The organism is Streptomyces sp. 1-11, from assembly GCF_007176755.1.
Taxonomy (GTDB): domain Bacteria; phylum Actinomycetota; class Actinomycetes; order Streptomycetales; family Streptomycetaceae; genus Streptomyces.
This window is the reverse complement of record NZ_BJTV01000003.1, coordinates 477,456-492,241: the sequence shown is the minus strand read 5'-3', so window position 1 is coordinate 492,241 and position 14,786 is coordinate 477,456. Positions and strand designations below refer to the sequence as shown.

At 71.6% G+C, this 14,786-nt stretch carries 11 protein-coding genes; 5 read left to right on the top strand and 6 right to left on the bottom strand.

Annotation, left to right across the window (positions count from 1 at the left end):
- From TNCT1_RS09280 to TNCT1_RS09270, 3 genes are read right to left on the bottom strand one after another with little or no spacing between them, the layout of a single operon-like run.
- A complete protein-coding gene (locus tag TNCT1_RS09280) occupies positions 1 to 912 on the bottom strand; it encodes an ABC transporter ATP-binding protein (RefSeq protein WP_143630321.1) in 912 nt (303 codons plus the stop codon).
- Positions 909 to 1,826 (bottom strand): ABC transporter permease, encoded by a 918-nt coding sequence (locus TNCT1_RS09275; RefSeq protein WP_143630320.1) that lies wholly within the window; start codon positions 1,824 to 1,826, stop codon positions 909 to 911. Before TNCT1_RS09275 ends, TNCT1_RS09280 begins: the two co-directional genes overlap by 4 nt.
- Positions 1,816 to 2,781 (bottom strand): ABC transporter ATP-binding protein, encoded by a 966-nt coding sequence (locus TNCT1_RS09270; RefSeq protein WP_143630457.1) that lies wholly within the window; start codon positions 2,779 to 2,781, stop codon positions 1,816 to 1,818. The genes TNCT1_RS09275 and TNCT1_RS09270 overlap by 11 nt, the downstream gene beginning before the upstream one ends.
- Positions 2,782 to 3,020: 239 nt before the next feature.
- On the opposite strand from TNCT1_RS09270, the gene TNCT1_RS09265 reads away from it, so the two are divergent.
- From TNCT1_RS09265 to TNCT1_RS09245, 5 genes are all read left to right on the top strand, one after another.
- A complete protein-coding gene (locus tag TNCT1_RS09265) occupies positions 3,021 to 3,863 on the top strand; it encodes a M24 family metallopeptidase (protein ID WP_143630317.1) in 843 nt (280 codons plus the stop codon).
- On the top strand, positions 3,860 to 5,614 hold the full coding sequence (locus TNCT1_RS09260; protein ID WP_174266204.1) for an SDR family oxidoreductase: 1,755 nt from the start codon (positions 3,860 to 3,862) through the stop codon (positions 5,612 to 5,614). The genes TNCT1_RS09265 and TNCT1_RS09260 overlap by 4 nt, the downstream gene beginning before the upstream one ends.
- 314 nt (positions 5,615 to 5,928) lie before the next feature.
- On the top strand, positions 5,929 to 6,477 hold the full coding sequence (locus TNCT1_RS09255; RefSeq protein ID WP_143630316.1) for an RNA 2'-phosphotransferase: 549 nt from the start codon (positions 5,929 to 5,931) through the stop codon (positions 6,475 to 6,477).
- Between the two features lie 108 nt (positions 6,478 to 6,585).
- The gene (locus TNCT1_RS09250; protein WP_174266203.1) at positions 6,586 to 7,488 is read left to right on the top strand and encodes an LLM class flavin-dependent oxidoreductase; all 903 of its coding nucleotides are present in this window, start codon (positions 6,586 to 6,588) and stop codon (positions 7,486 to 7,488) included.
- Between the two features lie 109 nt (positions 7,489 to 7,597).
- On the top strand, positions 7,598 to 8,485 hold the full coding sequence (locus tag TNCT1_RS09245) for an HAD hydrolase family protein (RefSeq protein ID WP_174266202.1): 888 nt from the start codon (positions 7,598 to 7,600) through the stop codon (positions 8,483 to 8,485).
- Between the two features lie 160 nt (positions 8,486 to 8,645).
- Here TNCT1_RS09245 and cydD read toward each other — a convergent pair whose 3' ends face one another.
- Genes cydD through TNCT1_RS09230 form a run of 3 tightly spaced genes read right to left on the bottom strand, consistent with a single transcriptional unit; the run spans position 8,646 to position 14,755 of the window.
- Positions 8,646 to 12,167 (bottom strand): thiol reductant ABC exporter subunit CydD, encoded by a 3,522-nt coding sequence (gene cydD / locus TNCT1_RS09240; protein ID WP_143630310.1) that lies wholly within the window; start codon positions 12,165 to 12,167, stop codon positions 8,646 to 8,648.
- 59 nt (positions 12,168 to 12,226) lie between these two features.
- A complete protein-coding gene (gene cydB / locus TNCT1_RS09235) occupies positions 12,227 to 13,231 on the bottom strand; it encodes a cytochrome d ubiquinol oxidase subunit II (RefSeq protein WP_143630308.1) in 1,005 nt (334 codons plus the stop codon).
- Positions 13,232 to 13,246: 15 nt separating this feature from the next.
- Complete coding sequence (locus TNCT1_RS09230; RefSeq protein WP_143630306.1) at positions 13,247 to 14,755, bottom strand: cytochrome ubiquinol oxidase subunit I; 1,509 nt, start codon at positions 14,753 to 14,755, stop codon at positions 13,247 to 13,249.
- Positions 14,756 to 14,786: the final 31 nt, after the last annotated feature.

The following is a 14,786-nucleotide window of genomic DNA, read 5'->3' as shown; positions in this document are numbered from 1 at the left end:
CTACGCCGCGACCAGGTACGAGAAGACGGACTCCAGGGACTCGTCCGAAGGCGAGACCGTGAGCAGCCGGATGCCGTGGTCCCTGGCGACCTTCGGCAGCAGCGCGGTGAAGCGGCCGAAGTCGACGGCCTGGACGCGCAGCGCGCCCTCGGCCACGTCGACCTCGATGCCGGCCGTCGACGGGTCGGCGATCAGCGCGGCCGCGAGGGCACGGTCGTCGCTGGAGCGCACCAGGTAGCGGTGCGGCCGGTCGGTCATCAGGCGGCGGATCCGGCGGAAGTCGCCGCTGGCGGCGTGGCGTCCGGCGACGACCACCTCGATGTGCCGGGCGAGCTGCTCGACCTCCTCGAGGATGTGCGAGGAGAACAGCACCGTGCGGCCCTCGTCGCCCATCCGCCGCAGCAGTTCCATGAGCTGCATGCGCTGGCGCGGGTCCATGCCGTTGAACGGCTCGTCGAGCAGCAGCAGGGAGGGGTCGTGGACCAGCGCGGAGGCCATCTTCACCCGCTGGCGCATGCCCTTGGAGTACGTGGAGATCTTCCGGTCCTGCGCGTACTCCATCTCGACCGTGGCGAGCGCGCGCTGGGCGGCCTTCGCGCCGAGTCCGTGCAGCTCGGCGTTGGCGACGACGAACTCGCGGCCGGTGAGGAAGTCGTACATCGCCTCCCGCTCGGGGACGACGCCGATGTGCTGGTAGATGGCCTCGTTGCGCCACACCGGCTGCCCGTCGAGGGTGACCGAGCCGGTGGAGGGTGCGAGGAAGCCGCCCATCATGTTGATGAGGGTGGACTTCCCGGCGCCGTTCGGACCGAGCAGACCCGTGACGCCGGGGCCGATGGTCATGGTGATGTCGTTGACGGCGACCACGTTGCCGAACCAGCGGGAGACGTGGTCGATGTTCAGGGTCGTCACAGTCCGACCTTCCGGTAGCGGCGGATCAGCAGGCCGTAGCACGCGGCGACCACGCCCAGGAGGACCAGGACGTACACCGCGCCCTCGCCGCTGGAGGGGCCGGTCCCGCCGGGGAAGCCGGAGCCGCCGCCGAGGAACGCGGACTGGACCCCGTCGATCAGGGTGACCGGCGAGAACAGGCCGATCCACGGCACGGCGCCGGTGTTGCCCTGGACGTCGGCGATGGCCTGGAGCGTGGAGACGGCGCCGTAGGAGATGGTCAGCACGGCGATCACGGCGGCGATGCCGAAGCCGCGGCGCGGGGTGACGGCGGCGATGACCAGGCCGATGCCGGCGAACAGCACCGACAGCAGGGCCACGGACACCAGTCCCTGGGCGAACTCCTCGGTCTGATGGGCGAAGCCCATCTTGGCCAGCAGCGCGCCCGCGTACATCACCACGAGGGGCGCGCCGGTGAGAACGAACAGGGCCGAGGCGAGCGCGGCGAACTTCGCCCGCACGTAGTCCGCGGTCTCGATGGGCCGCGAGAAGTACAGCGGCACGGTCTTGAAGCGCAGGTCGCGCGAGACGGACTGGGGCGCCTGCGAGGCGACGTACAGGCTGATCACGGCCTGCATGACGATCGCCCAGCGGGTGTAGGCGTGGGCGAGCGGGAAATCGTGTGCCTTGGTGGTCACCGCGACGGCCACCATGATGGCCGCGGGCACGCACATCACCACGAACAGCAGCATCGGCAGCACCTTGGACTTCACCGAGCGGCCGAGGCCGTAGGCGCCGCGCAGGGACTGCGAGTACAGCGAGCGCACGGCGTAGCCGCGGCCGAGGCGGGGCCCGTCGTAGCCGCGGTAGCCGATGTCGTGGATGCGGGACTGGTCGCCGCCGGCGGTCACCGGCGCGGGCTGCTCAACCGCCATGGCCGACGGCCTCCTTCTGCTGCTCGTCGCTGCTGGTGAACACCTCGGAGATGTGATGCCGGCGCTGTTCCATGCGCACCAGGCCGAGACCGAGGTCGGCGACGACGTCGCGCACCAGGTCGTACGTCTCCTCGCCGGCGGCGGTCAGCAGCAGGATGCGTCCGGCGCCGGGCAGGCCGCCGCCCTCGTCGTGGGTGTCCACCCCGCGCGCGGAGAGCGCCTCGCGGACCGCGCGGGTGCCGTCCGGGTGGCTGTCGCTGTCGGTGACCTCGATCGCGAGGGTGGTCGTGGTCTGGGTGAAGTCCGTGGTGGAGCTGGAGCGCAGCAGTCTGCCGCCGTCGACGACGACGACGTGGTCGCAGGTGCGTTCCAGCTCGCCCAGCAGGTGCGAGGTGACCAGGACGGAGATGCCGAAGTCGGTGTGGATCCGGCGGATCAGGCCGAGCATGTCGTCCCGGCCGACCGGGTCGAGGCCGTTGGTCGGCTCGTCCAGGAAGACGAGCTGCGGGTCGTGCACCAGCGCCTGGGCCAGCTTCACCCGCTGCTTCATGCCGGTGGAGTAGCCGCCGATGGGGCGGTAGCGCTCCTCGTACAGGCCGACGTGGCGCAGCGTGTCCGCTGTGCGCTCACGCGCCGCGGTGGGCGGCAGCCCGGACATGCGCGCCATGTGCACGACGAACTCGGTGGCCGAGACGTCGGGCGGCAGGCAGTCGTGCTCCGGCATGTAGCCCACGCGCTCGCGGATGGCGGCGCCCTCGGTGGCCACGTCGAGGCCGAGCACCGCGGCTCGGCCCTCGCTGGCCGGGGACAGACCCAGCAGGATCTTGATCAGGGTGGACTTGCCGGCGCCGTTGGCTCCGACGAGTCCGGTCACACCGGGCCCGATGTCCACGGACAGCCGGTCGAGCGCGGTCACCCGGGGGAACCGCTTGCTCAGGCTTTCGGTCGCGATCACAGTCACGCTTAGAACGTAGTGACGCGGGCCACGCCGGTCGTCAGACCTCAGAGCCGTCTTGACATCAGACTCGAGTAGGACAGAACCCCGAGCCACCCCCTGCCCCGGACCTACCCGGCGGCCGCGCGCAGGCCGTCGTCCACAGGTCTTGATCCACCCTATTGACGCCACCTCTAACAACTGTCACATTCACCAATGTCAAGTTACGGACACGTACCGCAGTCGACGGACGGGACGGCATGGCGACGGCAGTGAGCAACGAACTCTCCGCGGAGCTGCGGGGATTCAGGCGGGTGCAGCGCCCCGCCTACGAGTGCGCGGAAGCGGTCGCGGCGCGTCTGGAGCCGGGCGTCACCGAGCGTGACGCGGCCCGGATGCAGCGCGAGTGGCTGCGCCGGCGCGGCGTGCGGGACTGGTTCCACCTGCCCTTCGCCTGGTTCGGCGACCGCACGGCGTTCACCGGCTTCCGCCTGCCGCTGCAGTTCTTCCCCACCGGCCGCCGGCTGGAGCCCGGGATGCCGTTCATCCTGGACATGGCCCCGGTGTACGAGGGGTGCACGGCGGACATCGGCTATTCGGGCTCGCTCGGCGTCAACCCGGTGCAGGACCGGCTGATGGCGGACCTGGAGGCGCACCGCGAGCTGATCCTGCGGGAGGTGCGCGAGCGGCGCCCGCTGCGCGAGATCTACCAGGACGTGGACCGCCTCATGGTCCGCCAGGGCTACGCCAACCGGCACCGCGCGTACCCCTTCGGGGTGATCGCCCACAAGGTGGACCGGGTGCGGGCCCGCCGCTTCTCGCCGCACCTGTTCGGGTTCGGCGCGCAGTCCCTCAAGGGGCTCGCCGCCGACGCCCTGCACGGCCACCGCGAGGGCTGGTCGCCCCTGTGGTCGCCGTACCGCTTCTCCGACCACCCGCCGCAGCCGGGGCTGTGGGCGGTCGAACCCCACCTCGGGTTCCGGGGTACCGGCGCGAAGTTCGAGGAGATCCTGGTGGTCACCGACTCCCGGGACCCCGCGCAGAGCGCCTTCTGGCTGGACGACGATCTGCCGCACGTGCGGCGCTGGGCGGAGGCGAAGTGACACTGGAAGGGGCGCGTGAGCGCCGGGTGCACACCGGCGGGGTCGAGCTGTGCGTGGCGGAGCTGGGCGATCCGCAAGCGCCCACGGTGGTGCTGGTGCACGGCTACCCGGACAGCAAGGAGGTCTGGTCGGAGGTGGCCGCACGCCTCGCCGACCGCTTCCACGTGGTGCTGTACGACGTCCGTGGCCACGGCCGCTCCACGGCGCCGCGGCCGCTGCGCGGCGGCTTCACCCTGGCCAAGCTCACGGACGACTTCCTGGCCGTGGTGGACGCGGTGAGCCCGGACCGGCCGGTGCACCTCGTGGGCCACGACTGGGGATCGGTGCAGTCCTGGGAGTTCGTCACGGTGGGCCGCACCGAGGGCCGCATCGCCTCCTTCACCTCCATGTCCGGACCGTCCCTGGACCACTTCGGGCACTGGATCAACACGCGCGTGAAGCGCCCGACGCCCCGCCGGGTGGGCCAACTCCTCGGCCAGGGCGCCAAGTCCTGGTACGTCTACCTGCTGCACACCCCGGCACTGCCGGAACTGGCCTGGCGCGGCCCCCTCGGCAAGCGCTGGCCGAAGATCCTGGAGCGGACCGAGAAGGTACCGTCCGGCGACTACCCGACCAGCTCCCTGCCGTCGGACGCGGCCCACGGCGCCTGGCTGTACCGGGACAACGTCCGCGCCCGCCTGCGCAGGCCCCGCCCGGACGCCTTCGCGCACGCGCCCGTGCAGCTCATCACGCCCCTGGGCGACGCTTTCCTGTCGGAGCGGCTCTACGACGACCTGGACGCGTGGGTACCGCGGCTGACCCGCCGCACGCTGCCCGCCAAGCACTGGATCCCGCGCACCCGGCCCGACCAAGTGTCCTCGTGGATCACGGAGTTCGTCACAAGCGTCGAGAGCGGCCGGACCGGCGCCCAGGCCGGGGGACGCCATGCCGACCGGTTCGGCGAGCAGTTGGTGCTGATCACCGGCGCGGGCAGCGGCATAGGTCGGGCGACCGCGTTCGCCTTCGCGGAAGCGGGGGCGAGGGTCGTCGCCGTCGACCGGGACGCCGAAGCGGCGGCCCGCACCGCGGAGATGGCCCGGCTGATCGGCGCCCCCGAGGCCTGGGCGGAGACGACGGACGTCTCGGACGAGCAGGCCATGGAGGAACTGGCCGAGAAGGTGCACCACGCGTACGGCGTGGTGGACGTGTTGGTCAACAACGCGGGCATCGGCCTCTCGGGCTCCTTCTTCACCACGACCACCGACGACTGGCGCAAGGTCCTGGACGTCAACCTGTGGGGGGTCATCCACGGTTGCCGGCTCTTCGGCGCGCGCATGGCCGAGCGCGGACAGGGCGGTCACATCGTCAACATCGCCTCGGCCGCCGCCTATCAGCCGTCCCGCGCACTGCCCGCCTACAGCACCTCCAAAGCGGCCGTGCTGATGCTCTCCGAGTGCCTGCGGGCCGAACTGGCCGGACAGGACATCGGAGTCACGGCCATCTGCCCGGGGCTGGTCAACACCGGCATCACCGCCACGGCCCGCTTCACGGGCGTCGACGAGGCGGAGGAACGCCGCCGCCGGCAGAACTCGGCCCGCCTGTACGGCCTGCGCAACTACCCACCGGAGAAGGTCGCGAGCGCGGTTCTGGACGCGGTGACCCACAACAGAGCGGTGGTCCCGGTGACCCCGGAAGCCCGAGGCGCCCACTTCCTGTCCCGCTTCATGCCGGGAGCACTGCGCAGAATCGCCCGCGTGAATCCGAGGCTGTGATCACCGGCAAGCAGCGGCAGGATTGCGGACGTTCACGGCTGCAGCTCGCAAGAGGGTTACTCGGTAATGGGGTTGTCATGACGATGACGTCGACATCGAACTCATCGCAAGCGAACGCGGGCTGCCGGTCGTGACGTTGGACATTCCGATCGCAACCAGATATTAGAGAACCGTAGTTGATCAACCTCCGCGAAACGGCCGCGCGTTGTCCACAATTTGCCCAAGTAGCCTGTGGATAAGGCGTGTTGGCTGTGGACCAAACCTCCAGCCGAAAACAACCTGCGTGATCCGCGTCTCTCCCCCACCCTGAAGCCATGGACGAAAGACGCACCGTGAAGGTGTCGAAGTACCTCTCGAAACACCTCCGCCACCAGCCCGAACGCATCGGTCTGACGCTGGACCCGGCCGGCTGGGTGGAGATCGACACGCTGATCGCCGCTGCCGCCGCGCACGGATTCCGCTTCACCCGGGAGGAACTCGACCACGTGGTGGCCGCCAACGACAAGCTGCGCTTCGCGGTCGAGGGCACCCGTATCCGCGCCAGCCAGGGACACAGCGTCGAGGTCGACCTCGGCCTGCCGCCCGCGACCCCGCCGCCGTACCTCTACCACGGCACGGTCGCCCGCAGCCTGGACGCCATCCGCGCCGAGGGACTGCGGCCCATGGCCCGGCACGACGTCCATCTGTCTGCGGACCGCGAGACCGCCGCCCGGGTCGGCGCCCGCCGCGGTCGGCCCGTCGTGCTCTCCGTGGACGCGGGCGCCATGCACCGCGACGGCCACGTCTTCCACGTCAGTGCCAACGGTGTGTGGCTCACCCGGGCGGTACCACCCCGCTACCTGCGCTTTCCCACCGCGCACTGACCTTCCGGCGGGTGCCGCCCGCCCCGGGCCCGGTCACGCCGTCGCAAGGCGGCCACACATGGTGATCGATTTCGGCCAATGCCGGGCCGCCCCCGTACGCTCGGACCCATGAGTCTGCGTCTGAGCACCGTGATCCTGCCCTACCGCCGCTGGAGCGAGGGCGGCCGCGCGGCCTGGGTACGGGCCGAGGAGCTCGGTTTCCACACCGCGTACACCTACGACCACCTGTCCTGGCGCACCTTCCGCGACGGCCCGTGGTTCGGTGCCGTGCCGACGCTGACCGCCGCCGCGGGCGTCACCGAGCGGCTGCGCCTCGGCACGCTCGTCACCTCGCCGAACTTCCGGCATCCGGTGACCCTCGCCAAGGAGCTGATCTCCCTGGACGACGTCTCCGGCGGCCGGGTGACCCTGGGCATCGGCGCGGGCGGCACGGGCTTCGACGCCACCGCCCTCGGCCAGGAGCCCTGGACGCCGCGCGAGCGTGCCGACCGGTTCGCCGAGTTCGTACCGCTGCTCGACCGGCTGCTCACCGAGGACTCGGTGTCCCACGAGGGCCGGTTCTACTCGGCGTTCGAGGCCCGCAACATCCCCGGCTGCGTGCAGCGGCCGCGGCTGCCCTTCGCCGTGGCGGCCACCGGCCCGCGCGGACTGCGGCTCGCCGCCCGGCACGGGCAGGCCTGGGTGACCACCGGCGACCCGAAGCTGTACGAGAACGGCACCCCGGAGGAGTCCGTCGCCGCGCTGCGCGGGCAGGTGGAGAAGCTGGCCGCGGCCTGCGCGGAGGCCGGCCGGGACGTGGCCGGGCTGGACAAGGTGCTGCTCACCGGCTTCACCCCGGACCGCGGCAGGCCGCTCGAGTCGGTGGACGCCTTCGTGGACTTCGCGGGCCGTCACCAGGAGCTGGGCTTCACCGAGATCGTCCTGCACTGGCCGATCCCGGACTCCGACTTCGCCGCCGACGAGAAGGTCTTCGAGCGGATCGCCATGGAGGGCCTCGCCCAGCTCTCGTGATCCGGTGCCGGAGGTGGGCTCCGCCGGCGGCCGCGGACGTCGTCCGCCGGCCAACCTCGGTGTGTCGGTGGACTCATCTGTGCGGACTCTCGCACGGGCGTGCGGGCATATGCGCCAGAATGGCCCGGTGACCTCAGCGACCAGACAGCCCGGGACCCCGGCCGCCGCCTTCCGGCCGCGGCTGATCGCCACCGACCTCGACGGCACTCTCCTGCGCGACGACAAGTCGGTCTCCCCGAGGACGGTCGCCGCGCTGGCGGCCGCGGAGGAGGCGGGCATCGAGGTCTTCTTCGTCACCGGCCGCCCGGCCCGCTGGATGGACGTGGTCAGCGACCATGTCCACGGCCACGGCCTGGCGATCTGCGGCAACGGCGCCGCCGTGGTCGACCTGCACGGCGGCCCCGGCTCCCACCGGTTCGTAAAGGTGCGCGAACTGGCCCGCCGGAACGCGCTGGACGCCGTGCTGCTGCTGCGCGAGGCGGCGCCGGGCACGGTGTTCGCGGTCGAGCAGACGTTCGGCTTCCACCAGGAGCCGGCCTATCCCAAGCTGCACATGGAGACGCCGGACAACCTGCTGCCCGCGGAGGACCTGCTCGCGGCCGACGGCCCGGACGCCGACCAGCCGGTGCTCAAGATCCTCGCCTACCACCCCGAACTCGACCCGGACGCCTTCCTCACGCTGGCCCGGCTGGCGGTCGGCGAGCGCGCCAACGTCACCCGCTCCAGCCCCAGCGCCCTGCTGGAACTCAGCGGCCCCGGCGTCTCCAAGGCCAGCACCCTCGCCCTGTGCTGCGCGGAGCGCGGCATCTCGCACGAGGAGGTCGTCGCCTTCGGTGACATGCCCAACGACGTCGAGATGCTGACCTGGGCGGGCCGGTCGTACGCGATGGGCAACGCCCACCCGGACGTACTGGCCGCCGCGTCGGGCCGTACGGTCGCCAACAACGAGGACGGCGTGGCCATCGTCATCGAGCGGATGCTCGCCGAACGCGGCTGACACCGGACCGGGTCCGACCGCACCGGGCTGCTGCGCGTCTCAGCGGGCCGGCCCGGTGCCCTTGCACGTCTGAGCGGGCGGGACGTGGTGCACGCGCCTTTGGCGCGGACGGGACGTGGTGCCCGCGCCGCTCAACGGGCGGACGTGGTGCCCGCTCCGCTCAGCGGGCGGCCACCAGCGCCTCGGCGGCCGCCTCCCGCCGTGCCATCGCCCGCAGCGGCCCGGCCGCGGCGGCCAGCTCCGCGTACGGCCCCCGCTGCACCACCCGGCCCTCGTCCAGCACGAGCACTTCGTCCACCGCGTCGAGTCCGGCCAGGCGGTGGGTGATCAGCAGCGTGGTACGGCCCTCGGTCGCGGCCAGGAGATCCGCGGTGAGCGCGTCGGCCGTCGGCAGGTCCAGGTGTTCCGCGGGCTCGTCCAGGACGAGCACCGGGAAGTCGGCGAGCAGCGCGCGGGCCAGCGCGAGGCGCTGCCGCTGTCCGCCGGACAGCCGTGCCCCGTGCTCGCCGACGAGCGTGTCCAGCCCGTCCGGCAGTCCGTCCACCCAGTCCAGCAGCCGGGCCCGGGACAGCGCGTCCCGCAGATCGGCCTCGGTGGCGTCCTTCCGGGCCAGCAGCAGGTTCTCCCGCACGGAGCTGTCGAAGAGGTGGGCGTCCTGGGCACACAGCCCGACGAGCCGCCGCACGTCGTCGCCGCCCAGGGCGCACGCGTCCACACCGGCGAGCGTGTACGAGCCCGCCCCGGGGTCGAGGAACCGCAGCAGCACCTGGGCGAGCGTCGTCTTGCCGGAGCCGGACACGCCGACCACGGCGATCCGCCGGCCCTGCTCCAGGGTGAGGTCCAGCCCGGCCAGGGCGTCGCGCCGCTGCTCCGGGTGGCGGGCGGTCAGGCCCCGGACCACGAGCGGGAAGGGCGAGACGGGGGCCTGCCGCGGCCGTTCCGGCTCGGTGACGGGGTCCGGGGCGTCCAGCACCTCGAACACCCGCTCCGCGCTCCGGCGCACCCGCTGACGATGGCGCACGGCGAGCGGAAGCCCCAGTACGGCCTCGAAGGCGGCCAGCGGGGTGAGGACCACCACGGCCATCGCCACCCCGCCGAGCCGTCCCGCGGCCACCGCCTGGGCGCCCAGCAACGCGGTCACGGCGACGGTCAGGCCGCAGACCAGTGCGGTGAGTCCGTCGCCCAGGGCGGTGGCGCCGGCGCCGCGCGCGGCGATCCGGGTGAGGGTGCCGTCGGCCCGCCGGGCCGCCTCGGTACGGGCCGGCAGCGCGCCGGCGACGGTCAGTTCGGCGGTGCCGGTGAGCAGGTCGGTGACCCGGGTGGCGAGTACGCCGCGGGCCGGTGCCAGCCGTCGCTCGGCGCGCCGCGCGGCGGCCGCGGTGACCACGGGGACGCCGGCGCCGGCCACGAGGAGCCCGGCGGCGAGGGCGGCCCCGGCCTCGGGCAGCAGCCAGGCCGTGAAGGCGACGGAGACGGTGGAGACGGCGGCCGCGACCCCGGCGGGCAGCAGCCAGCGCAGCCAGTAGTCCTGGAAGGCGTCGACGTCGGCGACCAGCCGGGTGAGCAGATCACCGCGGCGGGCCGTGCGCAGCCCGGCGGGCGCCAGCCGCTCCAGCCGCCGGTAGACGGCGACCCGGGTGTCGGCGAGCATCCGCAGCACGGCGTCGTGCGAGACGAGCCGCTCGGCGTACCGGAAGACGGCCCGCCCGATCCCGAAGGCCCTCGTCGCCGTCACGGCCACCATCAGGTAGAGCACCGGCGGATGCTGCGAGGCCCGTGAGATGAGCCAGCCGGAGGTGGCCATCAGGCCGACAGCGCTGCCCAGCGCGAGACCGCCGAGCAGGAGCGCCAGCAGCAGCCGGCCGCGCCGGGGGCCCGCCAGGGCCCGTACCCGGGCCAGGATCCGGCCGCGCGGAGCCGGCACGCCGGTCTCCGGCTCCGGCCCGGCGTCGGCAGGGCCGCCCGGCTCGACCGGCCGGGTGCCCGCTTCGGCGCCCCCGGTGGCGGCCGAGGCGGATGCGACGGCCGCGGGCGCCTCGACGGCCGCCGGAGCGGGAAGCTCAAGCCGGACCACCCGGTCCGCCACCTCCAGCAGCGCCGGCCGGTGCACCACCAGCAGGACCGTGCGGCCCACCGCCAGCCGGCGCACCGCCGCCACGACATCGGCCTCCGTCGCCCCGTCCAGCGCTGCCGTCGGCTCGTCCAGCATCAGGACCGGCCGGTCCGCGAGGAAGGCACGGGCCAGCGCGAGCCGCTGGCGCTGGCCGGCGGACAGCCCCGCGCCGTCCTCGCCGAGCACGGTCCCCGCGCCCTCGGGCAGCGCCTCCACGAACTCCAGCGCGCCCGCGTCCCGCAGTGCCCGGCGCACGGCGGCGTCGTCCGCGTCGGGCCGGGCCAGCCGTACGTTCTCCGCGATGGTGCCGGCGTACAGGTGCGGCCGCTGCGGCACCCATGCGATCCGTGCACGCCACTGCTTGAGGTCGATGTCGGCGAGGTCGGTACCGCCCACGCGTACCCGGCCCTCGGTGGGCCGGACGAAGCCCAGCAGCACGTTCAGCAGGGTGGACTTGCCCGCGCCGCTCGGTCCGACCAGGGCCACGGTCTCACCGGGCTCGACGGTGAAGGAGACGCCCGTCAGGGCATCGGCCGAGCGCTGCGGGTAGCGGACCGTGATCCCGTCGAAGGCGATGGCGCCCGGGCCCGCGGCAGTGGTGCCCGACTCCGGCGCCGGCGTCTCCAGCACGTCGAAGAGCTCCTCCGCGGCGGCGAGCCCCTCAGCCGCCGCGTGGTACTGCGCCCCCACCTGACGCAGCGGCAGATAGGCCTCGGGCGCCAGGACGAGGATGACCAGGCCGGTGTACAGGTCCATGTCGCCGTGGACGAGGCGCATGCCGATCGTCACAGCGACCAGCGCGACCGAGAGCGTGGCCAGCAGTTCCAGGGCGAAGGAGGAGAGGAAGGCGATCCGCAGGGTCCGCATGGTGGCCTGGCGGTACTCACCGGTGATCCGCCGGATGGATTCGGCCTGGGCCTTGGCCCGGCCGAACACCTTCAGCGTGGGCAGTCCCGCGACCACGTCCAGGAAGTGACCGGACAGCCGGGACAGCAGCCGCCACTGGCGGTCCATGCGGGACTGGGTGGCCCAGCCGATCAGCATCATGAAGAGCGGGATGAGCGGCAGCGTGCCGACGATGATCGCCGCGGACACCCAGTCCTCGGTGACGATGCGCGCCAGCACGGCGACCGGGACGACCACCGCGAGCCCCAGCTGCGGGAGATAGCGGGAGAAGTAGTCGTCCAGGGCATCGACGCCCCGCGTGGCCAGGGTGACCAGCGAACCAGTCCGCTGCCCGCCGAGCCAGCCGGGGCCGAGGTGAACGGCATGCTCCAGGACGCGCCCTCGGAGTTCCGACTTCACGGCCGCGCTGGCCCGGTGCGCCGCGAGTTCGGTGAGCCACGCGACGATCGACCGGCCCACGGCCACGGCGGCCAACAGCAGCAGGGGAGTGCGGAGTTCGGAGACCGCCTGGCCGCGCTGGAACGCCCCCGTGACCACCTCGGCGATGAGCATCGCCTGGGCGATGACCAGTCCGGCCCCGACGGCTCCCAGGCCGACGGCCGCCACCAGGAAGAGGCGGGTGGCGCGGGCGTATCGCAGCAGACGCGGATCGATTGGTTTCACGTGAAACATGCCCTTCCGTCCGGAGGGAGCGTTTCACGTGAAACGCTCCCTCGGCGGTCTCAGTGCGCAGGTTCGGCTATGTGCTGGGTGCCGATCCGCTTGCGGAACACCCAGTAGGTCCAGCTCTGGTAGAGCAGCACGAGCGGCGTGGCGACGGCCGCGCACCAGGTCATGATCTTCAGGGTGTACGGGCTCGACGAGGCATTGGTGACCGTGAGGCTCCAGTCACCGTCGAGCGTGGACGGCATGACGTTCGGGAAGAGCGACAGGAAGAGCATCGCCACGGCCGCCACGATGGTCACGCCGGACAGGGCGAACGACCATCCCTCACGCCCGGCCTGGTTGGCCACCAGCGCGGCCACCAGCGCGGCGACCGCCACGATCAGCGCCACCAGGCTCTTGCCGTCACCGCTGTGGAACTGCGTCCACAGCAGGAAGGCGAGCGCCACCACGGCGGTGACGAGCCCGACCTTCAGCGCCAGCTTCCGCGCCCGCACCCGGATGTCTCCCACGGTCTTCAGTGCCGTGAACACCGCACCGTGGAAGGTGAACAGCGTCAGCGTCACCAGGCCGCCGAGCAGGGCGTAGGGGTTGAGCAAATCCAGGACGCTGCCGACGTACTCGAAGTGCCGGTCGATCTTCACGCCGTACACGATGTTCCCGAAGGCCACGCCCCACAGGAACGCCGGGACGAGCGAGGTCCAGAAGATGGCCGTCTCCCAGTTGCGCTGCCAGTTCTCCTCGGGCCGCTTGGCCCGGTACTCGAAGGCGACGCCCCGGACGATCAGACAGACCAGGATGGCCAGCAGCGGAAGGTAGAAGCCGGAGAAGAGCGTGGCGTACCACTCCGGGAAGGCGGCGAAGGTCGCGCCGCCCGCGGTGAGCAGCCACACCTCGTTGCCGTCCCAGACGGGCCCGATGGTGTTGATGAGCACCCGGCGCTCGGGCCGGTCGCGGGCCAGCAGCTTGGTGAGGATGCCGACCCCGAAGTCGAAGCCCTCGAGGAAGAAGTAGCCGGTCCACAGGACGGCGATCAGGACGAACCAGACGTCGTGAAGTTCCATGACTTTTCCCTCGGCCTAGTAGGAGAAGGCCATCGGCTTGTCGGCGTCACGGGTGTCGCCGCCGATCTTGGTGGGCGGGTTGAGGTCGGCCTCGGTCAGCTCGGGCGGGCCGGCCTTGACGTACTTCGCGAGCAGCTTGACCTCGACGACGGCGAGGATCGCGTACAGCGCGGTGAAGACGAACATCGAGGTGAGGACCTCACCCTGGGAGACTCCGGGGGAGACCGCGTCGCGGGTCTGCAGCACGCCGTAGACGGCCCACGGCTGCCGGCCCATCTCGGTGAAGATCCATCCCCAGGAGTTGGCGATCAGCGGGAAGGCCAGGGTCCAGACCGCGATGCGCCAGTACCAGAAGGTCAGCTTCGGGCCGAGCGCCTTGTTCCGGAACAGGACCAGGTTCGGCACCTCGTCGTCGCCCACCCGCAGGTGCTGCGGCAGCAGGAACTTCTTGCGGGTCAGCCAGAGCCCGGCGATGCCGATGGCGAAGGAGGCCATGCCGAAGCCGATCATCCAGCGGAATCCCCAGAAGGTGACCGGGATGTTGGGCCGGTAGTCACCGGGCCCGAACTTCTGCTGCTCAGCCTTGTTGACGTCGTTGATGCCGGGCACGTACGAGGTGAAGTCGTCGTTGGCGAGGAAGGACAGCAGGCCCGGTACCTCGATGGCCACGCTGTTGTGGCCCTTCTCCACGTCGCCGTAGGCGAAGACCGAGAACGGCGCCGGTGCCTGGCCGTCCCACAGCGCTTCGGCGGCCGCCATCTTCATCGGCTGCTGCTTGAACATGACCTTGCCGAGCACGTCACCGCTGACCGCGGTGAGCAGACCGGCGATCACCACGGTGATCAGGCCGAGCCGCAGCGAGGTCTTCATCTCGCGGACGTGCTTCTTGCGGGCCAGGTGGTAGGCGGCGATGCCGACCATGAACGCGCCACCGGTCAGGAAGGCCGCGGACAGGGTGTGGAAGGCCTGGCTGAGTGCGGTGTTCTGGGTCAGCACGGCCCAGAAGTCGGTCAGCTCGGCTCGTCCCCGCGCCCTGTCGATCTTGTAACCGACCGGGTGCTGCATCCAGGAGTTGGCCGCGAGGATGAAGTACGCCGACAGGACCGTGCCGATCGACACCAGCCAGATGCAGGCCAGGTGGATCTTCTTGGGCAGCTTGTCCCAGCCGAAGATCCACAGGCCGATGAACGTGGACTCGAAGAAGAAGGCGATCAGGGCCTCGAAGGCGAGCGGGGCACCGAAGATGTCACCGACGAAGCGCGAGTAGTCCGACCAGTTCATGCCGAACTGGAACTCCTGCACGATGCCGGTGACCACGCCCATCGCGATGTTGATCAGGAAGAGCTTGCCCCAGAACTTCGTCGCCCTGAGGTACTTCTCCTTCTCCGTGCGCACCCAGGCCGTCTGCAGCCCGGCCGTGAGGGCGGCCAGGGAGATCGTCAGGGGGACGAACAGGAAGTGGTAGACGGTGGTGATGCCGAACTGCCAGCGCGCCAGTGTCTCCGGCGCCAGAGCCAGGTCCACGTCGTCACTCTCCTTACTACGCCGTGGTACA

What these genes read in the sequence shown, in the direction of transcription:
- TNCT1_RS09275 (WP_143630320.1), bottom strand. Translation starts at nt 1,826, where the DNA reads ATGGCGGTTGAGCAGCCCGCGCCGGTGACCGCCGGCGGCGACCAGTCC.
- TNCT1_RS09265 (WP_143630317.1), top strand. Translation starts at nt 3,021, where the DNA reads ATGGCGACGGCAGTGAGCAACGAACTCTCCGCGGAGCTGCGGGGATTC.
- TNCT1_RS09255 (WP_143630316.1), top strand. Translation starts at nt 5,929, where the DNA reads ATGGACGAAAGACGCACCGTGAAGGTGTCGAAGTACCTCTCGAAACAC.
- TNCT1_RS09250 (WP_174266203.1), top strand. Translation starts at nt 6,586, where the DNA reads ATGAGTCTGCGTCTGAGCACCGTGATCCTGCCCTACCGCCGCTGGAGC.
- TNCT1_RS09245 (WP_174266202.1), top strand. Translation starts at nt 7,598, where the DNA reads ATGCGCCAGAATGGCCCGGTGACCTCAGCGACCAGACAGCCCGGGACC.
- cydB (WP_143630308.1), bottom strand. Translation starts at nt 13,231, where the DNA reads ATGGAACTTCACGACGTCTGGTTCGTCCTGATCGCCGTCCTGTGGACC.